Below are 22,358 nucleotides of genomic sequence, written 5' to 3'. Positions count from 1 at the left end.
CATGGGGGGTCCCGGGGCCCGGGTGCGCCGGAATTGACGTGTCCGGCCCCCCGCAGGCTCGTTCTGTAGGGATCCAACAGTCGCGGCACTGCGGCGCTGTCACAGGACGATTCTCGTTATCCGGCACGGTACCGATAGGTTTTCGATGTACCAGACCGCCAAGGAAAGGGTGATCCGTTGAGCCGCTCGGTTCTCGTCACCGGAGGAAACCGGGGCATCGGCCTCGCCATCGCCCGCGCCTTCGCCGACAACGGCGACAAGGTCGCGATCACTTACCGCTCCGGCGAGCCGCCCCAGGCACTCACCGACGCGGGCTGCCTGGCGGTCCGGTGCGACATCACCGACACCGAGCAGGTGGAGCAGGCCTACAAGGAGATCGAGGAGAAGCACGGCCCCGTGGAGGTGCTGGTCGCCAATGCCGGTATCACCAAGGACCAGTTGCTGATGCGGATGACCGAGGACGACTTCACGTCGGTACTCGACACCAACCTCACCGGCACCTTCCGGGTCGTCAAGCGGGCCAACCGCGCGATGCTGCGCGCGAAGAAGGGCCGCGTCGTCCTCATCTCCTCCGTCGTCGGCCTCCTCGGCTCGGCGGGACAGGCCAACTACGCGGCGTCCAAGGCGGGCCTGGTCGGCTTCGCGCGGTCGCTGGCCCGTGAGCTCGGCTCGCGCAACATCACGTTCAACGTCGTCGCACCCGGGTTTGTCGACACCGACATGACCCAGGCGCTCACCGATGAGCAGCGCAAGGGCATCGTGTCCCAGGTGCCGCTCGGCCGCTACGCGCAGCCCGCTGAGATCGCCGCCGCGGTGCGCTTCCTCGCGTCCGACGACGCGTCGTACATCACTGGAGCCGTCATCCCCGTTGACGGCGGATTGGGCATGGGTCACTGATCACCATGAGCGGAATTCTCGACGGCAAGCGCATCCTCATCACGGGTGTGCTGATGGAGTCGTCCATCGCGTTCCACACCGCGAAGGTGGCACAGGAGCAGGGCGCCGAGGTCATCCTGACGGCGTTCCCCCGGCCGACACTGACCGAGCGCATCGCCAAGAAGCTGCCCAAGCCGGCCAAGGTCATCGAGCTGGACGTGACCAACGACGAGCACCTGGACCGGCTCGCAGGCCTGGTCAAGGAGGAGCTCGGCTCGCTGGACGGTGTCGTGCACTCCATCGGCTTCGCGCCGCAGGACGCGCTCGGCGGCAACTTCCTGAACACCCCGTTCGAGTCGGTCGCCACCGCGATGCACGTCTCGGCGTTCTCGCTGAAGTCCCTGGCCATGGCCTGCAAGCCCCTGATGAACGACGGCGGCTCGATCGTCGGCCTCACCTTCGACGCGCAGTTCGCCTGGCCCCAGTACGACTGGATGGGCCCGGCCAAGGCCGCGCTGGAGGCCACCTCCCGCTACCTCGCCCGTGACCTGGGCAAGGACAGCATCCGCTGCAACCTGATCTCGGCCGGACCGCTCGCTTCGATGGCCGCCAAGTCCATCCCGGGCTTCGGCGAGCTCGCGGACGTCTGGAACCACCGCTCCCCGCTGGAGTGGGACATGGCCGACCCGGCTCCGGCCGGCCGCGGTGTCGTGGCGCTGCTCTCGGACTTCTTCCCGAAGACGACGGGCGAGATCATCCACGTCGATGGTGGCGTGCACATGATGGGTGCCTGAGTCCCGCAGGCCGCTCACGGCCGCGTACCGACTCCCTCGCGAGGGGGGCGGTACGCGGCCGTCGTGCGTCTCAGGTCGAAAAGATGGTCGATCCACCGCAGAATGTGGAGGAACCGGACTTTTGGTCAGGCTGTGGGGAGGAGATCGCTGTGCTGCGCTCCACACGTCGCCGAACCTGGGCCCTCATGGCCGCAGCGGCTGCCGTCGCCGGTCTCCTCGCCCCGGTCGCCGTGAACGCGGCGAACCGGGCGGGTTCCGGGGCCGCCGTACCCCTCGCACCGGCCCCGGAACCCTCGGGCGCCGAATGCCGTACGTCCGTCGACGGCTCCCGGGTCGTCGCCTACTGCCACAACCCGGACTCCACCACCGACCACGTCCAGCTCCACACCGAGTGCAGCCGCTGGTGGGACGTCGACGCGGACGGAGAGGCTGTCGTGGTCCAGCCGGGGCGGACCGTGCGCCTCGAGGACCGGTGCTGGAAAGAGGTCGGCTCGGCCTGGGTCAGTCACAGGCCCTGAGCGCCCCGGAGTCCCGGAGCCTTGGTCCCGCAGAGCCCCGAGCCGGAGCGCACCGGAGCCTCAGACGCGGTCCCTCAGGCAGTTCAGCGCATGGCTGGCGGCCTCGGCTGCGGCCGTCTCCGCGTCTCCTGCCCGGATCGCCTCGACCAGCCGTGCGTGGTCCATGTGCTCCTCGGGGCGCAGCTCCGGGCCCACATCGTCGCGCAGATAGTCGCGGAGCAAGCCGTTGAGGTCGGCGTAGAGCTCGGTCAGTACGTCGTTGTGCGAGGCGGCGACCACGGCCAGGTGCAGCGTCGCGTCGGCAGCGACGAAGGCCTCCGCGTCCCCGGCGGCCCACGTCGCCTCGCGCCGCGCCATCAGCGCGTCCAGCTGACGCAGATCCCGGTCCGTACGCCGGGCGGCGGCCAGCCGGGCCGCCGAGGACTCCAGCGTGGAGCGCAGCTCGGCGACGTGGCGCGGGTCCGCGTCGGCGAAGCGGCGGTGCATCACACCGGCGAGCTCGCTGGTGGCGACGACGTACGTCCCCGACCCCTGCCGGATGTCCAGGAGGCCGTTGTGCGCCAGCGCGCGCACCGCCTCGCGCACGGTGTTGCGGGCGACCCCCAGCTGCTCGACCAGCTCGGGCTCGGTGGGAATCCGTGAGCCCACCGGCCACTCGCCCGAAGTGATCTGATTTCTCAGCTGGGCAATCACCTGGTCGGCGAGAGCCGAACGCCGCGGAGACGTCAGCGCCATGGTGCTCCTTGCTCGGGGTCCTTGGAACGGGTCTGGTCGTGCTGTGTGGAGCGGGTGCCGGAATTCTCTCAGGAGGGAGAGACCCGGAGTGGACAACCAATCATCCCATGATTCTATGATGGGCCTCATGCCCGACGACGAAACCCGGACCCCGATCCCCGCCGCCTCCCGGAGCGCAACCATCCCGAGCGCCCCCGCCTCCCGGGCGGCCGTCCCCGTACCGGGCTCCGGCCCGGCACCGGGACCCGCCCCGTGGCTGCTGCGCCTCGTCGTCGTCGGCCTCGTCCTCGCCGCGCTCAACCTGCGGCCCGCCATCACCAGCCTCGGCCCGCTCCTGGAGGAAGTGCGCGACGGGCTGCACATGAGCGGCAGCGTCGCCGGGGTCCTCACCTCCGTACCTCCCCTCTGCTTCGCGCTCTTCGGCTTCATGGCACCGCGGCTCGCCCGCCGCTTCGGGCCCGGCGCCGTCGTCTGCGCGGGAATGGTCGCCATCACGGCGGGCCTGCTGATCCGCCCCTTCGTCGGCAGCACCGCGGGGTTCCTCGCCGCCAGCGCCCTCGCACTGATGGGCATCGCCGTCAGCAACGTCCTGATGCCCGTCATCGTCAAGCGCTGGTTCCCGGACCGCGTCGGCAGCATGACCGGCCTCTACTCGATGGCCCTCGCCCTCGGCACCGCGCTCGCGGCAGCCGTCACCGTGCCCATGACCGACGCGCTGGGCGGCAGTTGGAAGACCGGGCTGGCCGTCTGGGCCGCCCTCGCCGCCGCGGCGATCCTGCCCTGGGCGGCGCTCGTACGGGACCGCGGCGGCGCCCACGGGGAGCCGGCCGAACGGCGCAGGCAGCAGGCCCCCTCCCTCAGGATCACCCGCAGCCGCACCTCCTGGGCACTCGCCTGCTTCTTCGGCCTCCAGGCCACGGCCGCCTACATCACCATGGGCTGGATGCCGCAGATCTTCCGCGACGCGGGGATCCCGGCAGGCACCGCCGGTGTCCTGCTCGCCGTGACCATGGCCATGGGCGTGCCGCTCGCCTTCGTGATCCCCCGGGCGGCCGCCCGACTGAAGAACCAGGGCCCGATCGTCCTCGTCCTGGGCGGCTGCGGCCTCATCGGCTACGCGGGCCTCTACCTCGCCCCCGCGGGCGGCGCCTGGCTCTGGGCCCTGCTCCTCGGCATCGCCAACTGCGCCTTCCCGCTCGCGCTCACCATGATCGGCATGCGCTCCCGTACCGGTGCGGGCGTGGTCAGGCTCTCCGCCTTCGCCCAGTCCACCGGCTACCTGCTCTCGATCCCCGGCCCGCTGCTCGTCGGCGTGCTCTACCAGCACAGCGGCGGCTGGGGCCTGCCCATCGCCCTGATGGCGGGGCTCATGGTTCCGCAGATGGTGGCGGGAGTACTGGCAGGACGGGACCGGACGATCGAGGACGAATGCTGAGATGCGAGACTGGACCCATGCCAGTGCTCGATCCGAATCCTCAGAACGGCCAGAAGAAGTTTCTCCTCGTCCTCGGGGCGATGCTTCTCATCGGGGTCGTCATCAGCGTCATCGCCACGATCGCCTCGCCCTCCTAGCGGCTCGCGCGAGCGAGGGTGGTGCTAGCCCCACCCTCCCCTAGGGGGCCAGGTTCAGGGTCGAGTGGGTGGGTCACCGGATGGGACCGCCGCCCCGCGATCCGTAGGTTCTAGGTATTCAGTGCCGAGGACCCACGGAGGCGGACATGTCGGCCCGTATGCAACCCCCGACCCACCGCCCGGCCCCGGACAGCGTCGAGATCCGGCTGCCGTGGTGGGCCGTCGCGCTGCCTGCCGTCGCCTTCGCCGCCCTCCTCCTCATGATCGTGGGACCGGGTCAGGCGCACGCCGCCACCGGGGATCCCGCGATCGGACGGCTGCTCGGGCGCATCCTGGAGCTGCTCACCACCTGACGGCTCCCGGACAGACACGCACAGGTCACCCGGCGTCATTCACCCTCAACGGGGTAGCACGTCAACACCCTGCGCCCGGACACGCATTTCGTGCGAAGCTGAGGTGTATGAGCGCCGATACACCTCGCAGGATCGTCCTTCTCAGGCACGCAAAAGCGGAATGGTCGCAAGCGGCCGACCATGAGCGGCCCCTGGCCGAACGGGGACGGAAAGACGCCCCCGTCGCCGGCCGCAGGCTCGCCGATTCCGGCACCGTCTTCGATCTGGCTCTGTGTTCGACCGCCACCAGGACGCGCGAGACCTGGAAGCTCGCGGTCCACGAATTCCCGCAGCGTCCCAGGACTGTGTACGAGGAGAGGCTGTACGAGGCCTCCCTCGGAGAACTGATTGCCCTGTTCAACGAGACCCCGGACGATGTGCGGAATCTGCTGGTCATCGGCCACAACCCCGGCATGCACGGTGCCGCGGACGCGCTGTCCGGCCAGGCGGAGGGGGAGACCCTCGCCCGGATGACCAGGGACGGCTTCCCGACGGCCGCCTATGCCGTCGTCGAGTTCTCCGGATCCTGGAAGGGCCTGGAGCAGGGCGTGGGCAAGCTCGTCGAGTACTGGACGCCGAACGACTGAGCAGGACGTACGAAGGGGCCCCGGCACTGTCCATGTGCCGGGGCCCCTTCGTAGGTACGCGTCCGGAGGGCTCAGTCGACGAGGCCGTCGGCCGCCTCCACCTCCTCGCGGGTGATACCGAGCAGATACAGGACCGTGTCCAGGAACGGGACGTTCACCGCGGTGTGCGCCGCCTCCCGTACGACCGGCTTGGCGTTGAACGCGACGCCGAGCCCCGCGGTGTTCAGCATGTCCAGATCGTTCGCGCCGTCCCCGATCGCCACCGTCTGCGCCAGCGGCACCCCCGCCTGCTCGGCGAAGCTGCGCAGCAGCCGGGCCTTGCCCGCACGGTCCACGATGTCGCCCACGACCCGGCCCGTGAGCTTTCCGTCGACGACCTCCAGCGTGTTGGCGGAGGCGAAGTCGAGCCCGAGACGTTCCTTGAGGTCGTCCGTGACCTGGGTGAATCCGCCCGAGACCACGCCGACTTGGTAACCGAGCCGCTTCAGCGTACGGATCAGGGTGCGGGCACCCGGGGTCAGCCGGACCTCGGTCCGCACCTTGTCCACCACCGACTCGTCGAGCCCCGCCAGCAGCGCCACACGCGCGTGCAGCGACTGCTCGAAGTCGAGCTCGCCCCGCATCGCCTGCTCGGTCACCTCGGCGACCTTGTCCTCGCAGCCCGCATGGGCCGCGAAGAGCTCGATGACCTCGTCCTGGATGAGCGTCGAGTCCACATCCATGACGACGAGCCGCTGGGCCCGGCGGCTGAGCCCGGCCGACACGACGGCGATGTCGACGCCGATCCCGGCGGCCTCGGTCGCCAGCGCGGTCCGCAGCTCCTCCGTCCCGGTGCCCGACACCGCGAACTCCACTGCGGTGACCGGGTACTTCGCCAGCCGGAAGATACGGTCGATGTTGCCGCCGGTCGACGTGATCCGGGCAGCTATGGCCGCCGTGGACTCCGCGGTCAGCGGGTGCCCCAGCACAGTCACATGGGAACGGCCGTCGCCACGGGGCCGGTTGTCACCCGTACCGGAGATGATCTCGGCCTGCAGCTTCAGCGACTCCGCCCAGCTGTGGACGGTCGCCCGGAGGTCGCCCTCGGTCGTACCGCCCGATGCCGGCGAGGTGACCAGCGCGCACAGGACGATGCGGCCTCGGGTGACCACCTGCTCGATGTCCACGACGTCGACGGAGTAGGCGGCCAGGGTGTCGAAGAGTCCGGCGGTGATGCCTGGACGGTCCTTCCCGAAGATCTTGACGAGAAGAGTGGGTTCGTCTGTGCCCTGAAGGGGCTCAAGGGGCTCAGGAGACCGGGGAGACTGAGGTGCGCTCATGGTGGTTCCACCGTATAGGTCCGGCGCACGGCCGCCGAAGCCCGTCCCGAGTGGCGGACAGCACCCCCGACCCGAGTGGCCGCACCGCTGTGCCGGCGCCGGCCGCCCCGGTTGCCATGCTCCGATGCGATATCTCCCGAGTCGCCCGAGGTACCGCACAGGCCTACGCGCTGTCTTCACCCGCCCGGCTTTCCGTTCGGGGACTGCTCCTGGAATAGTTCCCCACGATGTTCAGCATCCCTAGACTCCCTGCAACGGGGGTAACTCGGGGGACAACTAGTGGGGCGCGGAGTGCCGGAACTCGTACTGGAATTGAATGGAAGGACCTGGACGCTCGATCCGTCCAGGTCGTACACCCTCGGACGCGATCCGCAGGGTGACCTGATGATCGACGACGCCAGGGTCTCCTGGCGGCATGCCACGATCAGCTGGGGTGGTCGCAGCTGGGTCATCGAGGACCACGGCAGCACCAACGGCACCTATGTGCAGGGCCATCGTATCCAGCAGATGGAGATCGGCCCCGGCTCGTCGGTGCACCTGGGCAACGCTACGGACGGGCCGCGGCTGAGCCTGACCGGCGCTGCCGCGGCTGCCGGTGTCCACAGCGGCCAGGCCGCGGCAGCGCAGCAGGCGCCCGCGCCCGTGCAGCCCCAGCAGCCCCCGCAGGGGGCGGCCGGCTGGCACGACCCCGCACAGCAACAGCAGCAGGCTGCCTGGCAGCAGCCGCAGGTCCCGCACCAGCAGGGCCTCGGGGCGCCCGGAGCGGGCGGTCCCGGCGGTGTCGCGGGGGCCCCGCCGGTGTACGGGGACCGGAGCCCGACCACGTTCCACCAGCTGGACCTCGGCCGGGTCATGCGCATCGGCCGTGCGCTGGAGAACGAGCTGGTCGTCTCCGACCTCCAGGTCTCGCGCCTCCACGCCGAATTCCGTGCGACGCCCGACGGCCGCTTCGAGATCCGCGACCTCGGATCCCACAACGGCACGTACGTCAACGGCCAGCCGCTCAGCAAGTCCGGCTCCGCGCTCATCGGCCCGAACGACATCGTCGGCGTCGGTCACTCGACCTTCCGGCTGGTCGGCGACCGGCTGGAAGAGTTCGTCGACACCGGTGAGGTCTCCTTCTCCGCCCGCCACCTCACGGTGACGGTCGACGGAGGGAAGGACATCCTCAAGGACGTCTCGTTCGGCGTTCCGGAGAAGTCCCTGATCGCCGTCATCGGCCCGTCGGGATCCGGTAAGTCCACCCTGCTCAAGGCGCTCACCGGCTACCGGCCCGCCAACCGGGGCGACGTCCTCTACGACAACCGGAACCTGTACAAGCAGTTCGCCGAGCTGCGGCAGCGCATCGGACTGGTCCCGCAGGACGACATCCTGCACAAGGAACTCACGGTCACCAGGGCTCTGCGGTACGCGGCCAAGCTGCGCTTCCCCGCGGACACCACCGAGGCCGAGCGCACCGCCCGGATCCACGAGGTCCTTGCCGAGCTCAAGCTCGACATCCACAAGGACAAGAAGATCACCTCGCTCTCCGGCGGCCAGCGCAAGCGCGTCTCGGTCGCACTGGAGCTGCTGACCAAGCCGTCGCTGATCTTCCTGGACGAGCCGACCTCGGGACTCGACCCGGGCATGGACCGCGACGTCATGCAGCTGCTGCGCGGGCTCGCCGACGACGGCCGTACGGTCCTCGTCGTCACGCACTCCGTGGCCGAGCTCGCCATCTGCGACAAGCTCCTGGTGATGGCTCCCGGCGGATCCGTGGCCTACTTCGGTCCGCCCGAGGAGGCGCTGAACTTCTTCGGCTACAGCACCTGGGCCGACGTCTTCTCCGCGTTCGAGAACTACCGCGACTACGACTGGGCGGGCCGCTGGCGCGGTTCGCAGCACTACCAGATGTACGCGGCGGACATCGACGCCGTCGCCGCGCAGCCCGTACACATGCCGCCGCCGCAGGCGATCCGGCCCCCCAAGCCCTCCGGCTGGGTGGCCCAGCTGTGGACGCTGATGCGCCGCTACATCTCGGTGATCGCGTCCGACAAGGGCTTCCTGCTCCTGATGGTGCTCCTGCCGGCCGTGCTCGGCGTGGTGAGCGTGGTCATCCCCGCGGAGTTCGGCCTGGCGGAGCCCGAGCCGCCCTCCCGGTTCAACGGCAAGGCCGGGACGATCATGCTGATCCTCGCGGTCGGTATGTGCTTCGCCGCCGCGGCCAACTCCGTACGAGAGCTGATCAAGGAACGGGTGATCTACGAGCGGGAGCGGGCCACCGGTCTGTCCCGTTCCGCCTATCTGCTCTCCAAGGTGATCGTCCTCGGCGTGATCACCGCCTTCCAGGGCGTGATCATCTGCGGGATCGGGTTCTCCACCCGGAAGCTTCCGGACGAGGGCCTGTTCATGCCGCCCGCCGTGGAGATCTGCGTGTCGATCATCGTGCTCGGCTTCACGTCGATGATGTTCGGCCTGATGATCTCCGCGCTGGTGAAGACCGCCGAGAAGACCATGCCGCTGCTCGTCATGTTCGCGATCGTCCAGGTCGTCTTCACCGGAGTGCTCTTCCAGGTCTACGGTTCCCCGGGCCTGGAGCAGTTCGCCTGGCTGATGCCGTCTCGCTGGGCCGTGGCCGCGGCCGGTACCACGCTGGACATGGCCCATCTCATGCCGCCGTGGGACCCGAAGAAGCCGACCGACCTGGACCCGCTCTGGGAGCACTCGGCCGGTCAGTGGGGGGTCAACATCACGGTGATGCTCGTGATGAGCGCCGTCCTCTTCGTGGCGGTCTCGCGGATGCTGCGGCGCCACGAGCCCGAGGTGATGCGCAAGTAACGCGTCCGGCCCGACCGGGCCCGGAAACGCCCGAGGGCGGCAACCCCGTGGGGTGCCGCCCTTCGGCATGTGCCGGCCGGTCACGCGACGCTGCGGACCGGCGGGCCCTCAAATGCCAGGCCTAGCTCGGTGCGTGGCTCAGTACGCGCTGTCGACGTTGTCGATCGAGCCGTACTTGTCCGCGGCGTAGTTGGCCGCAGCGGTGATGTTCGCGACCGGGTCGTACTGGTCGTGCTTGGTGCCGGGGACGTGGTAGAAGTCGAACGTCGGCTTGATGACCTGCAGCAGGCCCTTCGACGGGACGCCGTTGATGGCGTTGATGTCCCAGTCGTTGATGGCGCGCGGGTTACCGCTGGACTCGCGGATGATGTTGCGGTGCAGGCCCTCGTACGTGCCGGGGATGTTCTTCTTGTCCATGATCGCGAGAGCCTCGCGAATCCAGCCGTCCAGGTTGTTGGCGTAGACCGGCTTGCGGTCGGCGGCACGGCTGGCCTTCTTGGCGGAACGCTTCTTCGCGTCGGCCTTGGCCTTGGCGGCAGCCTTCTTCTTGGCTGCGGCGTCCTTCTTGGCCTCGGCGACGGCCTTGGCCTTCGCCTCGTTCTTCGCGGCTGCCTTCTTCTCGGCGGCCGCGGCCTGGGCCTTGGCGGAGTCGGCGGCCTTCACCAGCTGCGCGGCGGTGGAGTGCTGCTCGATGATGCTGGACTGGACGCTCTTGGTCTGCGCGGCACCGGCGAAGGCGACCGGCGCACCGGAGATGGCCTGCGGCTCGGTCGACGCCGAGGCGTTGTCCGGGACGAGGGAGAAAGCGAGAGCGGCGGCGGCCAGGGTGGAGACCCCCGCGACGGAGAGCTTCTGCGCCTTGTTCAGGCGACGGCTACGGCTGGAGATGCGGGACACGGACATACAGTCGTACCTCTTCGAATTGCAGGGGGTCCTCGGCGAGGACGCAGACGGAAGCGGCGGTGCGCATCTCCGTCGGGGACGAGTGCAATTCTTAGCGACCGCAAAACGGCCTGGCAAAGGTGTGACGTACGAAGCTGCATAGTGGAACGGGGGGTCGTTCGTACCTCCTTGTCCGGTTTGAGGCCCGGAGTATTGCCCGTTTTGCTCCAACTATTCGTCTTCGTAAGTGACGTGGGCCCTATGCCTGGGCTCACATGGGGACCCCTTCGAGCTCACGAAACGTTGCTCCTGTAATGCGGAGTGTTAGCTTCTGAGTCCGGCAGGAGGAGGTGGACGTCCCCGAACTCGTGCCAGAGGTACCGATGCCGCAGGGCCTGGGTGTAACCGGCCTGCAGCACGGCCCGCCCGGCTATCGCCTCCAGCATCAGCAGGTGCGAGGCCTCCGGCTCGTGCAGTCCGGTCAGCAGCCCGTCCACCACCCGCACGCCCCGCTGCGGCGTCACCACCAGGTCCGTCCAGCCCGAGGCGGCGCGCACCACCCCGTCCGCCCCTGCCGCCGATTCCAGGGCCCGCACCGCCGTCGTCCCCACGGCGACGACCCTGCCGCCACCCGCCCGCGCCGCATTGACCAGCCACGCCGTCGTGCGCGGCACCGCGAACCGCTCCGGATAGGGCGGCTCGTGCGCCTCGGTCGACGCCACCCCCGTATGAAGGGACAGCGGGGCGAACTGCACCCCCCGGCTCACCAGCGCCGCCACCAGCCCCGCGGTGAACGGCCTCGCCGCACTCGGCATCTCCGCCGACCCCGCCCCGTCGGGCGAGGGAACGGCGAACACCGTCTGGTAGGCGGACAGCGGCTGGTCCCGCTCCGTGTACGCGTACCGGATCGGCCGCCCGTACCGGCTCAGCAGCCCGGGTACGTCCCGCGGCACCCGCGCCCACCACAGCCTGGCGCCCGCAGCGGGCCCCAGCGGCTCGTCCAGCACCAGCGCGTTCCCGCCCGGCAGCCGCACAGCTGCTCCCGCCGGGCCCCCGGGGCGTGGCCGCGTGGTCCCGTTCCCGTCGGGGCGGCGCAGTTCCACCGCCCACCGGCCGTCCTCCCCGCGGGTCGAGAAGTGCACGACGACGCGCTCACCACCGACGCGGCCGTTCACCGCGGCCGCCAGCGTCGTCGACGTGTTCACCACGAGTACGTCCCCGGCCCGCAGCTGCCCGGGCAGGTCCCGGAACGCCCGGTGCGAGACCGCCGTCCCCCGCGACACCAGCAGCCGCACGTCGTCACGCCCGGCACCCCGCTGCTCGGCCGGGACCCGGGCGGACAGCTCGGCGGGCACCCGCAGGGCATCCAGCGCCGTCATCGCTGCCCCCGGTCCGTCTCCTCCAACAGGGCCGCGGCCGCATACCGCCCGCCGGCCGGCCGCCGCTCCAGCAGCCGGACGAACGCGGGCGCCACGCTCTCCGGACCCGGCCGCGGCTCCGTGTCCCCGGGCACCGCCGCCGTATAGAGGTCCGTCCGCATGTCGCCCGGATCCACGGCCCACACCCGCAGACCCGGTTCCTCCTCGCCCAGCACCGCGGCGAGCTGGTCGAGCGCGGCCTTGGACGCCCCGTAACCGCCCCACGTCGGATACGGCTCGGCAGCCGCGTCCGAGCTCACCGTCACCACCGCCCCCGCCGCCGATGCCCTCAGCAGCGGCAGCGCCTCCTGCACCAGGCCGAGCGCCGCCACCACATTCGTCTCCAGCGCCTCCCGCAGCCCGGCCAGGGGCAGCGCCTCCAGCCGTACGAGCGGTTCGGCACCCAGGGCGCTCGCACTGCTCACCAGCACATCCAGCCCGCCCAGCTCCCCGGCGGCGGCCACCAGGGCCTTGCGGTGCGCCCCGTCCGTGACATCCCCGGCAACGGCCACCACCCGTGTCCCGTACAGGCGGCCCAGCTCCTGCGCGGTCTCCCGCAGCGGCCCGGCGGTCCGGGCGTCCAGGACCAGATCCCAGCCCCGCTGGGCCAGCGCCGCTCCCAGCGCACGCCCCAGCCCCTTCGACGCACCCGTGATCATCGCGATCGGCATGGCAACCGTCCCCTCGTACCTCGTGAAGCTCCGACCCCACCAACGTAGGAACCCGGCCCCCGCCGCCGCCTCGTCCATGAGCCGCACCCGCGCAAGGCACTTCGACCTAGTCCCCGAGCCCCATCCGACGGCCGTCCACAGCCCGATACGGCCGCGGGGGGCCCGCCGGTACGGTGAGGACATGAGTCATCGCCCACCGTCGGGCCTCGCCACGGTGAGTGCCGCGCTGCTCGCCATGAGCCGGCACCTCGAAATGCGGGACGTCCTCAAGACGATCGTCGCCTCCGCCCGTGAACTGCTCGACGCCGAGTACGCGGCCCTGGGCGTCCCCGACGACCACGGGGGCTTCGCCCAGTTCGTCGTGGACGGGGTGAGCGACGAGCAGTGGAAGGCCATCGGACCGCTGCCCAGGCAGCACGGCATCCTCGCCGCGATGCTCCACGAGGCGAAGCCCGAGCGGCTCGCCGACGTCCGCAAGGACCCGCGCTTCGAAGGCTGGCCCGACGCCCACCCGGACATGTCCGACTTCCTGGGCCTGCCGATCCAGGACGGCGACGAGATCATCGGCGCGCTCTTCCTCGCCAACAAGCGCTGCCCCAAGCCCGAGGGCAGCTGCGGCTTCACGGAGGAGGACGAGGAACTCCTCGCGATCCTCGCCCAGCACGCGGCGATCGCGCTCGTCAACGCCAGACTGTACGAACGCAGCCGCGAGCTCACGATCGCCGAGGAGCGCTCGCGGCTCGCCCATGAGCTGCACGACGCGGTCAGCCAGAAGCTCTTCTCGCTCCGGCTGACCGCCCAGGCCGCCGCAGCGCTCGTCGACCGCGACCCCGCCCGGGCCAAGGGCGAGCTCCAGCAGGTCGCGGCCCTGGCCGCCGAAGCCGTGGACGAGCTGCGCGCAGCCGTCGTGGAGCTGCGCCCCGCCGCCCTGGACGAGGACGGTCTCGTCGCCACGCTGCGTACCCAGATCCAGGTGCTGGACCGCGCGCACACCGCCCGGGTCACCTTCGAGAGCGCCGGGGTGCGGGCGATGCCCTCCGCCCAGGAGGAGGCGCTGCTCCGGGTCGCCCAGGAGGCCCTGCACAACGCCCTCCGTCACTCCGGCGCCGGACAGGTCGCCGTCACGCTCAGCCGGCACCCCTTGGCCACGGTGCTGCGGATCGCCGACGACGGCTGCGGTTTCGACGCCCATGCCGTCCGGCACGCGGGCCGCCATCTGGGCCTGGTCTCGATGCGCCACCGTGCGGGCAGTGTCGGGGGAAGGCTCACCGTTGCATCGGAGCCCGGCAAGGGCACCACGATCGAGATGGAGGTCCCCTGTGCCTGACAGGATCATCAGGGTGCTGCTGGTCGACGACCACCAGGTCGTCCGCCGAGGGCTGCGCACGTTCCTCGAGATCCAGGACGACATAGAGGTCGTCGGGGAGGCCTCCGACGGGGCCGAGGGAGTCGCCAGGGCCGAGGAGCTCCGGCCCGATGTCGTCCTGATGGACATCAAGATGCCCGGTACGGACGGGATCGAGGCCCTGCGCAGGCTCAGGGAGCTGGAGAACCCCGCGAAGGTACTGATCGTCACCAGCTTCACCGAACAGCGCACGGTCGTTCCCGCCCTGCGCGCGGGCGCCTCCGGGTACGTGTACAAGGACGTCGACCCGGACGCGCTCGCCGGCGCCATCCGCTCGGTCCACGCGGGCCACGTCCTGCTCCAGCCGGAGGTCGCGGGCGCGCTCCTGGCCCAGGAGGACGCCGGCAGCGGTACGGGCCGGGGGAGCACCCTGACCGAACGGGAACGGGAAGTGCTCGGGCTGATCGCCGACGGCCGCTCCAACCGGGAGATCGCCCGGGCGCTGGTCCTGTCGGAGAAGACCGTCAAGACACACGTGTCGAACATCCTGATGAAGCTCGATCTGTCGGACAGGACGCAGGCCGCGCTCTGGGCCGTCCGGCACGGGGCGGCAGGCTGACGGGCCCGAGGTCCGGGGGAGGGGAAGCGGACGGTTCCACTCCAGTCCGAGATTCATACTGTCGGGTGTATGTCACCCGAACGGCGCATCCTGTGCGGCGCCGAGGCGTTCTCCATGGCGTGCTGCGGCGGTCGGCCGCAGCGATGCGAGGAGGATCCTGAAGTGAAGAACCTGAAGAAGGCCGCTGCCGTCACCATGATCGCCGGTGGACTCATCGCCGCCGGTGCCGGGGCTGCCTCCGCCACGGGCCACAACGGCGCCGGTGCTCACGGCGCGGCCGTGGGCTCCCCGGGCGTCGCCTCGGGCAACCTCGTCCAGGTCCCCGTGCACGTCCCCGTGAACGTGGTCGGCAACACGGTCAACGTGATCGGCCTGCTCAACCCGGCCTTCGGCAACCTCGGCCTGAACGGCTGATCCGCGCTGCCGTACCCCACCGCCGGACGGGCCTTCCGGGCCCGTCCGGCGGTTGCGTGTGGGCCCTAGCGCCCCCGCTCCTCCACATACGCGTTGTACGCCGCGACCTGCGCCCGCCGGGCCACCCGTTCCACCGGCCGCAGCGCCTCACCCCGCGCCGCGATCTCCGAGGAGCTCACCGCGCCGCCGTGCCCGTTCTCATGGGCCACCGAGATCAGCAGCCCCACCCGCTGGGCCAGTTCCAGCACCCGTACCGCCCGTGCCGGATACCCCGGAGCCAGCACCTCACGGCCCCGCTCCGCCCGGGCCCGGTACGCATCCACCGCGGCCTCGGCCACCGGTCCGGAACCCGCCACATCCAGCCGGGACAGCACTGCCGTCGCATCCCGCAGGGCCTCCGCCAGTTCCCGCTCCGCCTCGCCCAGCGACGGCACATCGGCCGGCGGCGCCTCCCGCACCGGCAGACACCGCCACACCACCTCGACGTGCACGTCCCCGGCAGGCCCCGCCTCAGTCACCTCCGGCACGAGTCCGTACGGAGCTCCTGACGTGACCACGGCCTCCTCGGCGTCCAGTGCCCGCGCGTTGAAGTCCGGCGGCCCGCTGAGCCCCAGTGGATGCCCGGGCACCGGCAGCGCGACCCGGAAACCGGTCGCGCCCAGCCCCCTCAGCCGGCCGAGCGCCAGCGTGAGCCCGACGGGCCCCGCCTCACCCGGCAGCCCCTCGACGCGGTGCACCGCGTCCTCCCCGACAATCGCGAGCGCAGCGTCGTCCGGTGACACAAGTCCGGCCAAAAGTGCGTTTCCCCATGCGGCCAGCCGCCCTGAGCGTGGTTCCGAAAGCATGGGGACAGCCTAGGCAACCGCCCTAAGGGCTGGAGCACTCTTCGGGTGGCGTAGGTTTTCCCTGGGAGCTGTGCCCACAGGCACGCGACGATCTCGAGACTGCATGGGGAGACAACGCGCTCATGAGCGATGTACTGGAGCTGGTGGACGTATCCGTGGTCCGCGACGGACGCGCTCTGGTGGACGATGTCTCCTGGTCGGTCAAGGAGGGGGAGCGCTGGGTCATCCTCGGGCCGAACGGCGCCGGCAAGACCACGCTGCTCAACATCGCGTCCAGCTACCTCTTCCCGAGCACCGGCAAGGCCAGGATCCTCGGCGAGGAGCTCGGCGGAGTCGGCACCGACGTCTTCGAGCTCCGGCCCCGCATCGGGATCGCCGGTGTCGCGATGGCCGAGAAGCTTCCCAAGCGCCAGACCGTGCTGCAGACGGTACTCACCGCCGCGTACGGCATGACCGCCACCTGGCACGAGAACTACGAGGCCGTCGACGAGGAGCGCGCCCGCGCCTTCCTCGACCGGCTGGGCATGACCGACTACCTCGACCGCAAGTTCGGCACCCTCTCCGAGGGTGAGCGCAAGCGGACCCTGATCGCCCGCGCCATGATGACCGACCCCGAGCTCCTCCTGCTCGACGAGCCCGCCGCGGGCCTCGACCTCGGCGGCCGCGAGGACCTGGTCCGCCGCCTGGGCCGGCTCGCCCGTGACCAGTACGCCCCCTCCATGATCATGGTCACCCACCATGTCGAGGAGATCGCGCCCGGCTTCACCCACGTCCTGATGATCCGTCAGGGGAAGGTGCTCGCCGCAGGCCCGATGGAGACCGAGCTCAGCTCCCGCAACCTCTCCCTCTGCTTCGGCCTGCCGCTCGTCGTCGAGCACACCGGCGACCGCTACACCGCCAAGGGGCTCCCGCTCTCCTGAGGATCCGCACAACAGCCGTCCCCCGGCGCCCTGTCCGCGAGGGCACCTGCGGTCCTACGATGAACACGTGGAAATCGACGCGTGGGTATGGTGGTTGATCGGCGCCGTGGGACTGGGTATCCCCCTCGTCCTGACCGCGATGCCCGAGTTCGGGATGTTCGCCGTCGGAGCCGTGGCTGCGGCGGTCGTCGCCGCACTCGGCGGTGGCGTCGTCGCCCAAGTACTGGTCTTCGTTCTGGTGTCCGTGGCGCTGGTCGCGGTCGTACGCCCGATCGCCGCCAGGCACCGCGCCGGCCAGACCCATCACGCCTCCGGCATCGACGCGCTGAAAGGCCGTCAAGCCGTCGTGCTGGAACGGGTGGACGGCAGTGGCGGCCGCATCAAGCTGGCCGGCGAGGTCTGGTCAGCGCGCACGCTCGACAGCGATCAGAGCTTCGAACCCGGACAACAGGTCGATGTCGTCGAGATCGACGGTGCAACGGCCGTCGTCATGTGAGCGAACCGGTCACGCGGCAGCCCGCAGTCTGCCAAACTCGAAGTCGATCATCATGAGAATGCAACCGTCATGAGCACTCGACCTCGATCATCGCGATCCGTCGGCAACCGAAGGGCACGGGGCACACGATGCAACCGATCATCATCGTCCTGATCATTCTGGTGGTGCTCGTCTTCATCGCCCTGATCAAGACGATCCAGGTCATCCCACAGGCCAGTGCCGCCATCGTGGAGCGCTTCGGGCGCTACACCCGCACCCTCAACGCCGGTCTGAACATCGTCGTCCCGTTCATCGACTCGATCCGCAACCGGATCGACCTCCGTGAACAGGTCGTTCCCTTCCCGCCCCAACCGGTGATCACCCAGGACAACCTGGTGGTCAACATCGACACCGTCATCTACTACCAGGTGACCGACGCCCGCGCCGCGACCTACGAGGTCGCCAGCTACATCCAGGCGATCGAGCAGCTCACCGTCACCACCCTCCGCAACATCATCGGCGGCATGGACCTCGAGCGGACCCTGACCTCCCGCGAGGAGATCAACGCGGCCCTGCGCGGAGTCCTCGACGAAGCCACCGGCAAGTGGGGCATCCGCGTCAACCGCGTCGAGCTCAAGGCCATCGAACCGCCCACCTCCATCCAGGACTCGATGGAGAAGCAGATGCGCGCCGACCGTGACAAGCGCGCCGCGATCCTCACCGCGGAAGGCATCAGGCAGTCCGCCATCCTCACCGCGGAGGGCGAGAAGCAGTCCGCGATCCTGCGCGCCGAAGGTGAGGCCAAGGCGTCCGCCCTGCGCGCCGAGGGCGAGTCCCAGGCCATTCGTACGGTCTTCGAGGCCATCCACGCCGGAGACCCCGACCAGAAGCTGCTCTCCTACCAGTACCTCCAGATGCTTCCGAAGATCGCCGAGGGCGACGCCAACAAGCTCTGGATCGTGCCCAGCGAGATCGGCGACGCGCTCAAGGGCCTCAGCGGCGCCTTCGGCAACCTCGGCAGTGGCGCCCCCGGCTTCAGCACGGGACCGGAGCGCCGCGAGCAGCCCCCGGTCGACTGACCGCGAAAGACCTTCGTGCATGATCAGTGAGGCCCCTCGACCTTCATGGCGGGGAGGCGTCACTGACCATCGAAGGGGATGGCCTTGTCCATCTGGGAAACTCTCGCGGTCTTCGCGGCCGGAGTCGGCGCGGGCACGATCAACACGATCGTCGGCTCAGGCACGTTGATCACCTTCCCCGTCCTGCTCGCCACCGGCCTGCCGCCGGTCACCGCCACCGTCTCCAACGCCCTCGGTCTCATCCCGGGCTCGATCAGCGGTGCCATCGGCTACCGGGCCGAACTCGCAGGCCAGCGCCGCCGCATCATCAAACTGAGCACCGGCGCACTCATCGGCGGCCTCACCGGCGCCACACTCCTGCTGGCCCTGCCCCCAACGGCGTTCGAGACGATCGTCCCCGTCCTGGTGGCACTCGCCCTCGTACTGGTCATCCTGCAGCCCCGCATCAGCAAGGCCGTCCAGCGCCGCCGCGCACACACCGGTGCCCCCGCCCGCCCCGACGGCGGGCCGCTCCTGTTCACGGGACTGACCCTCGCCAGCGTCTACGGCGGCTACTTCACGGCTGCCCAGGGCATCATCTACCTCTCCCTGATGGGCATGCTGCTCGACGACACGATGCAGCGCCTCAACGCCGTCAAGAACGTACTCGCCGCCGTCGTCAACAGCGTCGCGGCACTCTTCTTCCTCTTCGTCGCGGACTTCGACTGGACGGCCGTCGTCCTCATCGCCGTCGGGTCGGCGATCGGCGGCCAGATAGGCGCCAAGGTCGGCCGCAAGCTCAGCCCGGGCTTCCTGCGCGCCCTCATCGTCATCGTCGGCACCGCGGCGATCGTCCAGCTACTGCTCCGCTGACGGCAAAGCCCGCCTCCCGGGGGAGACGGGCTTCCGTGAACCTCGCGGGCTACGCCGCGGACCGCGCCAGCCACTCCGGCAGGACCGACCGGTCACCGGCCCCGAGCGCGAGCAGCATCGCGTCCGCGGGCGAGGGCACGAACGGCTTCCGGAGCAACGGCATGTCCGCCTGCTCCGGCGTCCGGGCCGCCTTGCGGTGGTTGTCCTCGGCGCACGAGGCCACGGTGTTCAGCCAGGTGTCCTGACCCCCCTGGGCACGCGGCACCACGTGGTCGACGGTGCTGGCCCGCCGTCCGCAGTACGCGCACCGGTGCTGGTCCCGTATGAGCACACCCCTTCTGGACCACGGGGCGTGTCTTCGGAACGGCACCCGTACGTACCGGCAGAGCCTGATCACCACGGGCACCGGGATGTCGACGGCCGCACCACGCATACGGAGTCCTGGGTGCGACTGCTCGACCACAGCCTTGTCCTGCAGGATCAGCACCACCGCGCGGTTGAGTGTCACCGTCGACAGCGGCTCGAAGCTCGCGTTGAGCACCAGTGTGTCCCGCATCCTGCCCACCTCCCGTGTGCCGGCCGCCTCCTGGCTGGCCCGGATCAACTCTGGCCGGGCGAGCCGTGATGGACAACGCAATAAAAAATGCCCTGCCCTGATCTCTCCAAGACCAGGGCAGGGCAAACAGGAGGCGAACGCTCAGCTTTCGGGAGACGCGTACTCACCGATCAGCTGGGCCCGTCCCAGGGTGTGGAACCGCAGATTGAATCCCACCACGGCAGGCGAGGCGTCGCTGTCCGGCCCGAGCTTCTCGCTGTCCACCGCGTACACGGTGAAGACATAGCGGTGGTTCTCGCCCGCCGGTGGCGCGGCACCGCCGAAGTCCTTCGACCCGTAGTCGTTACGGGCCTGGACGGCGCCCGCGGGCAGCCCGTCGAACGTGCCGCTCCCCGCGCCGGCCGGGAGTTCCGTGACCGAAGCCGGGATGTCGAAGACCACCCAGTGCCAGAACCCGCTGCCCGTCGGGGCGTCCGGGTCGAAACACGTCACGGCGAAGGTCTTCGTCTCCGCGGGGAAGCCCTCCCACCGCAACTGCGGCGACGTGTTACCCGCTGCGAACACCTGCGCGTCCGCCAGCACGGCTCCCGGCGCGAGGTCCTTGCTCACCACGGTGAACGGCGGGACCTCGGGATGGAAGTCGTGCGGCAACGGCGCCCTCTTCGGCTCGGTCACGTCAGCACCTCTCCTGATCGGCTGTGAAGTCTCTCCCCACCGACCCTAGAGCCCGTCAGAGCCAGTTGCGCTGTCCGCCGACCTGGGCGAGCCACTGGTTGAGGTACGCGGCCCAGTCCGTGCCCTGGAAGTCGTTGTGGCCGACCTTGAACGCGCGGTAGGAGTCGCTGCCCTCGCTGAAGAGACCCGGCTTCTTGTCCATCTCCAGCACGACGTCCATCTCGCGGTCGTCGGCGACGAACGTCAGCTCGACCTGGTTGAGCCCGCGGTACTGCTGCGGCGGGACGAACTCGATCTCCTGGTAGAACGGCAGACGCTGGCGCGTGCCACGGATGTGGCCGCGCTCCATGTCCGCGCTGCGGAAACCGAAGCCGAGCTGCGCGAAGGCGTCCAGGATGGCCTGCTGAGCAGGCAGGGGGTGCACGTTGATCGGGTCCAGGTCGCCCGAGTCCAGGGCACGGGCGATCTCCAGCTCCGTGGTCACCCCGATGTTCATGCCGCGCAGGTGCTGTCCGGCGAACGTCGTGATCGGGGTCTCCCACGGAATCTCGAGCCCGAACGGCACGACGTGAACGGCGCCCGCCTTGACCTCGAAGGCACCGCCGAGACGCAGCTTGGTGAACTCGATGTCCTGCTTGGTCTCCTGGTCCGCGCCCTCGATCTCGACCCTGGCCTGCAGACCGACCGAAAGTCCCTCGATCTGCTGGTCGACGGAACCGCCCTGGATCCGCACCTCGCCCTGAACGACGCCGCCGGGGACGACGTTGAGTTCGGTCAGCTCGGTTTCCACCGAGGCACCGCCGGCACCCATGCTCGCGAGCAACCGCTTGAAGCCCATGATTTCTCCTCCTTGGTCCTGACCCCTACATACGCGTCACGACCGTAGCCGGTTCCCGGAGCGGCGATCCCAGTACCCTCGGACGCCATGGACGAGGGCATGGACCGTACGCCGCTGACGCGGGACTTCTTCGACCGGCCGGTCCTGGACGTGGCCCCCGACCTCCTGGGGCGCGTGCTCGTCCGCGCCGGTGAGGACGGCCCCATCGAGCTGCGGCTGACCGAGGTGGAGGCGTACGCCGGCGAGATCGATCCCGGCTCCCACGCCTTCCGCGGTCCCACACCACGCAACAGCGTGATGTTCGGCCCGCCGGGCCATTCGTACGTCTACTTCACGTACGGGATGTGGCACTGCCTCAACCTGGTGTGCGGCCCGGAGGGAACGGCGAGCGGTGTCCTGCTCCGGGCCGGCGAGATCGGCGTGGGTGCCGAGACGGCCCGCAAACGTCGGTTCTCGGCCCGCCATGACAGAGAACTGGCCAAAGGGCCGGCCCGCCTGGCCACTGCCCTCGGCGTCGACCGGACGCTCAACGGCAGCGACGTCGTCGAAGGACCGGGCCGCCCCCTGTCCCTGCTGCGTGGCACCCCGCCACACCGTGACCAGGTGCGAAGCGGCCCGCGCACCGGGGTGGGTGGTGACGGTTCCCATCAGCCGTGGCGCTTCTGGATCGACGGCGACCCCACGGTGAGCCCCTACAGGGCCCATGCGCCACGCCGTCGCACAACTTGACTCGCCCCTGCCCGTTGCCTAATGTAGTCCGAGCCGCTTGAACGGATGCAGTTGTTGTTGGCACGGTCCATCGGACCGGGTCGGAGCATCCGGAGAGGGCCAACCACTACCTACGATTCGCCCTGACGGGCGCAATTTCGGCATGCCGGAATTTGTCCCACGGCTCGATTATGAGTCACCACGGAAATCGGCTAGCGTAGTGAACACGCCGAAAGGCAAAGGCCCAGTCCACAGGCCACCGGAATCAAATTCGGACCGGAAACGGAACGAAAAAGAGTCTGGTAAAGTTGGAATCGCCGGAAAGGGAAACGCGAAAGCGAAGAACTGGAAAGCGAAACCCGCTTCGACCGGGAATCGGACACGAAAGAGTCTGATAGAGTCGGAAACGCAAGAACGAAGGGAAGCGCCCGGAGGGCCCCGGTGAAACGGG

25 protein-coding genes are annotated in these 22,358 nt (G+C 69.7%); 16 read left to right on the top strand and 9 right to left on the bottom strand.

Translation table 11 applies throughout. The annotated features are described in order from the left end of the window. The first annotated feature begins 177 nt into the window (after positions 1-177). The 3 genes from fabG (at position 178) to ACFQ6X_RS21780 (ending at position 2,188) form a co-directional block, all read left to right on the top strand. On the top strand, positions 178-897 hold the full coding sequence (gene fabG, locus ACFQ6X_RS21790; protein WP_383183777.1) for a 3-oxoacyl-[acyl-carrier-protein] reductase: 720 nt from the start codon (positions 178-180) through the stop codon (positions 895-897). Positions 898-902: 5 nt separating this feature from the next. Continuing rightward, on the top strand, positions 903-1,670 hold the full coding sequence (gene fabI / locus ACFQ6X_RS21785) for an enoyl-ACP reductase FabI (protein ID WP_329212499.1): 768 nt from the start codon (positions 903-905) through the stop codon (positions 1,668-1,670). Between the two features lie 152 nt (positions 1,671-1,822). After that, on the top strand, positions 1,823-2,188 hold the full coding sequence (locus ACFQ6X_RS21780; RefSeq protein ID WP_383184000.1) for a hypothetical protein: 366 nt from the start codon (positions 1,823-1,825) through the stop codon (positions 2,186-2,188). 60 nt (positions 2,189-2,248) lie between these two features. Here the strand turns inward: ACFQ6X_RS21780 and ACFQ6X_RS21775 are convergent, their stop codons facing one another. Continuing rightward, positions 2,249-2,923 carry a FadR/GntR family transcriptional regulator gene (locus ACFQ6X_RS21775; protein ID WP_383183776.1) on the bottom strand — a complete coding sequence of 225 codons (675 nt, stop codon included), beginning with the start codon at positions 2,921-2,923 and terminating at the stop codon, positions 2,249-2,251. Positions 2,924-3,050: 127 nt separating this feature from the next. Here ACFQ6X_RS21775 and ACFQ6X_RS21770 point away from each other — a divergent pair, with 127 nt between their 5' ends. The 4 genes from ACFQ6X_RS21770 to ACFQ6X_RS21755 all read left to right on the top strand — a co-directional run bounded on the left by ACFQ6X_RS21770 (position 3,051) and on the right by ACFQ6X_RS21755 (position 5,474). Then, positions 3,051-4,358 (top strand): CynX/NimT family MFS transporter, encoded by a 1,308-nt coding sequence (locus ACFQ6X_RS21770; RefSeq protein WP_383183774.1) that lies wholly within the window; start codon positions 3,051-3,053, stop codon positions 4,356-4,358. 17 nt (positions 4,359-4,375) lie between these two features. Next, positions 4,376-4,495, top strand: a complete 120-nt coding sequence (locus tag ACFQ6X_RS21765; protein ID WP_329212505.1) for an SGM_5486 family transporter-associated protein — start codon at positions 4,376-4,378, stop codon at positions 4,493-4,495. Positions 4,496-4,641: 146 nt separating this feature from the next. Then, positions 4,642-4,848, top strand: a complete 207-nt coding sequence (locus tag ACFQ6X_RS21760) for a hypothetical protein (RefSeq protein ID WP_383183771.1) — start codon at positions 4,642-4,644, stop codon at positions 4,846-4,848. 107 nt (positions 4,849-4,955) lie between these two features. Next, entirely contained in the window at positions 4,956-5,474 is a 519-nt protein-coding gene (locus ACFQ6X_RS21755; RefSeq protein WP_383183769.1) for a SixA phosphatase family protein, read from the top strand. A 71-nt stretch (positions 5,475-5,545) separates the two neighbouring features. Here ACFQ6X_RS21755 and serB read toward each other — a convergent pair whose 3' ends face one another. Further along, on the bottom strand, positions 5,546-6,793 hold the full coding sequence (gene serB / locus ACFQ6X_RS21750; RefSeq protein WP_383183767.1) for a phosphoserine phosphatase SerB: 1,248 nt from the start codon (positions 6,791-6,793) through the stop codon (positions 5,546-5,548). Between the two features lie 279 nt (positions 6,794-7,072). Between serB and ACFQ6X_RS21745 the strand changes: the two genes are divergently transcribed. Further along, a complete protein-coding gene (locus ACFQ6X_RS21745) occupies positions 7,073-9,610 on the top strand; it encodes an FHA domain-containing protein (RefSeq protein ID WP_383183765.1) in 2,538 nt (845 codons plus the stop codon). Positions 9,611-9,748: 138 nt separating this feature from the next. Here ACFQ6X_RS21745 and ACFQ6X_RS21740 read toward each other — a convergent pair whose 3' ends face one another. From ACFQ6X_RS21740 to ACFQ6X_RS21730, 3 genes are all read right to left on the bottom strand, one after another. Further along, the gene (locus ACFQ6X_RS21740) at positions 9,749-10,513 is read right to left on the bottom strand and encodes a transglycosylase SLT domain-containing protein (RefSeq protein ID WP_383183764.1); all 765 of its coding nucleotides are present in this window, start codon (positions 10,511-10,513) and stop codon (positions 9,749-9,751) included. A 272-nt stretch (positions 10,514-10,785) separates the two neighbouring features. Next, entirely contained in the window at positions 10,786-11,871 is a 1,086-nt protein-coding gene (locus ACFQ6X_RS21735; RefSeq protein WP_383183762.1) for an S-adenosylmethionine:tRNA ribosyltransferase-isomerase, read from the bottom strand. Further along, positions 11,868-12,581 (bottom strand): SDR family NAD(P)-dependent oxidoreductase, encoded by a 714-nt coding sequence (locus ACFQ6X_RS21730; protein WP_383183760.1) that lies wholly within the window; start codon positions 12,579-12,581, stop codon positions 11,868-11,870. Before ACFQ6X_RS21730 ends, ACFQ6X_RS21735 begins: the two co-directional genes overlap by 4 nt. A gap of 181 nt (positions 12,582-12,762) precedes the next feature. Between ACFQ6X_RS21730 and ACFQ6X_RS21725 the strand changes: the two genes are divergently transcribed. The 3 genes from ACFQ6X_RS21725 to ACFQ6X_RS21715 all read left to right on the top strand — a co-directional run bounded on the left by ACFQ6X_RS21725 (position 12,763) and on the right by ACFQ6X_RS21715 (position 14,959). Further along, on the top strand, positions 12,763-13,908 hold the full coding sequence (locus ACFQ6X_RS21725) for a GAF domain-containing sensor histidine kinase (RefSeq protein ID WP_383183758.1): 1,146 nt from the start codon (positions 12,763-12,765) through the stop codon (positions 13,906-13,908). Next, a complete protein-coding gene (locus ACFQ6X_RS21720) occupies positions 13,901-14,545 on the top strand; it encodes a response regulator (protein ID WP_383183756.1) in 645 nt (214 codons plus the stop codon). The genes ACFQ6X_RS21725 and ACFQ6X_RS21720 overlap by 8 nt, the downstream gene beginning before the upstream one ends. Before the next feature lie 162 nt (positions 14,546-14,707). Continuing rightward, entirely contained in the window at positions 14,708-14,959 is a 252-nt protein-coding gene (locus ACFQ6X_RS21715; RefSeq protein ID WP_329212526.1) for a chaplin family protein, read from the top strand. A gap of 65 nt (positions 14,960-15,024) precedes the next feature. On the opposite strand, the gene ACFQ6X_RS21710 is transcribed toward ACFQ6X_RS21715, so the two are convergent. Further along, positions 15,025-15,804 (bottom strand): hypothetical protein, encoded by a 780-nt coding sequence (locus tag ACFQ6X_RS21710; RefSeq protein ID WP_383183754.1) that lies wholly within the window; start codon positions 15,802-15,804, stop codon positions 15,025-15,027. 122 nt (positions 15,805-15,926) lie between these two features. Here ACFQ6X_RS21710 and ACFQ6X_RS21705 point away from each other — a divergent pair, with 122 nt between their 5' ends. The 4 genes from ACFQ6X_RS21705 to ACFQ6X_RS21690 all read left to right on the top strand — a co-directional run bounded on the left by ACFQ6X_RS21705 (position 15,927) and on the right by ACFQ6X_RS21690 (position 19,130). Next, positions 15,927-16,724, top strand: coding sequence for an ABC transporter ATP-binding protein (locus ACFQ6X_RS21705; RefSeq protein ID WP_351177483.1), 798 nt, complete (start codon positions 15,927-15,929; stop codon positions 16,722-16,724). Positions 16,725-16,791: 67 nt separating this feature from the next. Continuing rightward, positions 16,792-17,220, top strand: a complete 429-nt coding sequence (locus ACFQ6X_RS21700) for an NfeD family protein (protein WP_383183752.1) — start codon at positions 16,792-16,794, stop codon at positions 17,218-17,220. Positions 17,221-17,348: 128 nt separating this feature from the next. Next, complete coding sequence (locus tag ACFQ6X_RS21695) at positions 17,349-18,278, top strand: SPFH domain-containing protein (RefSeq protein ID WP_329212534.1); 930 nt, start codon at positions 17,349-17,351, stop codon at positions 18,276-18,278. Between the two features lie 84 nt (positions 18,279-18,362). After that, positions 18,363-19,130 (top strand): sulfite exporter TauE/SafE family protein, encoded by a 768-nt coding sequence (locus ACFQ6X_RS21690; protein ID WP_383183750.1) that lies wholly within the window; start codon positions 18,363-18,365, stop codon positions 19,128-19,130. A gap of 49 nt (positions 19,131-19,179) precedes the next feature. Here the strand turns inward: ACFQ6X_RS21690 and ACFQ6X_RS21685 are convergent, their stop codons facing one another. The 3 genes from ACFQ6X_RS21685 to ACFQ6X_RS21675 form a co-directional block, all read right to left on the bottom strand. Continuing rightward, a complete protein-coding gene (locus ACFQ6X_RS21685; RefSeq protein ID WP_329212538.1) occupies positions 19,180-19,686 on the bottom strand; it encodes an HNH endonuclease in 507 nt (168 codons plus the stop codon). A 141-nt stretch (positions 19,687-19,827) separates the two neighbouring features. Next, complete coding sequence (locus ACFQ6X_RS21680; RefSeq protein WP_383183748.1) at positions 19,828-20,361, bottom strand: YbhB/YbcL family Raf kinase inhibitor-like protein; 534 nt, start codon at positions 20,359-20,361, stop codon at positions 19,828-19,830. A gap of 55 nt (positions 20,362-20,416) precedes the next feature. Further along, positions 20,417-21,199, bottom strand: coding sequence for a sporulation protein (locus tag ACFQ6X_RS21675; RefSeq protein WP_383183746.1), 783 nt, complete (start codon positions 21,197-21,199; stop codon positions 20,417-20,419). An 87-nt stretch (positions 21,200-21,286) separates the two neighbouring features. On the opposite strand from ACFQ6X_RS21675, the gene ACFQ6X_RS21670 reads away from it, so the two are divergent. Further along, the gene (locus ACFQ6X_RS21670; RefSeq protein ID WP_383183744.1) at positions 21,287-21,928 is read left to right on the top strand and encodes a DNA-3-methyladenine glycosylase; all 642 of its coding nucleotides are present in this window, start codon (positions 21,287-21,289) and stop codon (positions 21,926-21,928) included. Positions 21,929-22,358: the final 430 nt, after the last annotated feature.

The sequence above is a fragment of the Streptomyces sp. NPDC056452 genome, from assembly GCF_042796085.1.
Classification (GTDB): Bacteria; Actinomycetota; Actinomycetes; order Streptomycetales; family Streptomycetaceae; genus Streptomyces.
This window is presented reverse-complemented; position numbering and strand designations above follow the sequence as displayed.

What these genes read in the sequence shown, in the direction of transcription:
- ACFQ6X_RS21695 (WP_329212534.1), top strand. Translation starts at nt 17,349, where the DNA reads ATGCAACCGATCATCATCGTCCTGATCATTCTGGTGGTGCTCGTCTTC.
- ACFQ6X_RS21760 (WP_383183771.1), top strand. Translation starts at nt 4,642, where the DNA reads ATGTCGGCCCGTATGCAACCCCCGACCCACCGCCCGGCCCCGGACAGC.
- ACFQ6X_RS21775 (WP_383183776.1), bottom strand. Translation starts at nt 2,923, where the DNA reads ATGGCGCTGACGTCTCCGCGGCGTTCGGCTCTCGCCGACCAGGTGATT.
- ACFQ6X_RS21675 (WP_383183746.1), bottom strand. Translation starts at nt 21,199, where the DNA reads ATGGGCTTCAAGCGGTTGCTCGCGAGCATGGGTGCCGGCGGTGCCTCG.
- serB (WP_383183767.1), bottom strand. Translation starts at nt 6,793, where the DNA reads ATGAGCGCACCTCAGTCTCCCCGGTCTCCTGAGCCCCTTGAGCCCCTT.
- ACFQ6X_RS21770 (WP_383183774.1), top strand. Translation starts at nt 3,051, where the DNA reads ATGCCCGACGACGAAACCCGGACCCCGATCCCCGCCGCCTCCCGGAGC.
- ACFQ6X_RS21725 (WP_383183758.1), top strand. Translation starts at nt 12,763, where the DNA reads ATGAGTCATCGCCCACCGTCGGGCCTCGCCACGGTGAGTGCCGCGCTG.
- ACFQ6X_RS21735 (WP_383183762.1), bottom strand. Translation starts at nt 11,871, where the DNA reads ATGACGGCGCTGGATGCCCTGCGGGTGCCCGCCGAGCTGTCCGCCCGG.
- ACFQ6X_RS21730 (WP_383183760.1), bottom strand. Translation starts at nt 12,581, where the DNA reads ATGCCGATCGCGATGATCACGGGTGCGTCGAAGGGGCTGGGGCGTGCG.
- ACFQ6X_RS21710 (WP_383183754.1), bottom strand. Translation starts at nt 15,804, where the DNA reads ATGCTTTCGGAACCACGCTCAGGGCGGCTGGCCGCATGGGGAAACGCA.
- ACFQ6X_RS21685 (WP_329212538.1), bottom strand. Translation starts at nt 19,686, where the DNA reads ATGCGGGACACACTGGTGCTCAACGCGAGCTTCGAGCCGCTGTCGACG.
- ACFQ6X_RS21670 (WP_383183744.1), top strand. Translation starts at nt 21,287, where the DNA reads ATGGACGAGGGCATGGACCGTACGCCGCTGACGCGGGACTTCTTCGAC.
- ACFQ6X_RS21765 (WP_329212505.1), top strand. Translation starts at nt 4,376, where the DNA reads ATGCCAGTGCTCGATCCGAATCCTCAGAACGGCCAGAAGAAGTTTCTC.
- ACFQ6X_RS21705 (WP_351177483.1), top strand. Translation starts at nt 15,927, where the DNA reads ATGAGCGATGTACTGGAGCTGGTGGACGTATCCGTGGTCCGCGACGGA.
- ACFQ6X_RS21755 (WP_383183769.1), top strand. Translation starts at nt 4,956, where the DNA reads ATGAGCGCCGATACACCTCGCAGGATCGTCCTTCTCAGGCACGCAAAA.
- ACFQ6X_RS21740 (WP_383183764.1), bottom strand. Translation starts at nt 10,513, where the DNA reads ATGTCCGTGTCCCGCATCTCCAGCCGTAGCCGTCGCCTGAACAAGGCG.
- fabI (WP_329212499.1), top strand. Translation starts at nt 903, where the DNA reads ATGAGCGGAATTCTCGACGGCAAGCGCATCCTCATCACGGGTGTGCTG.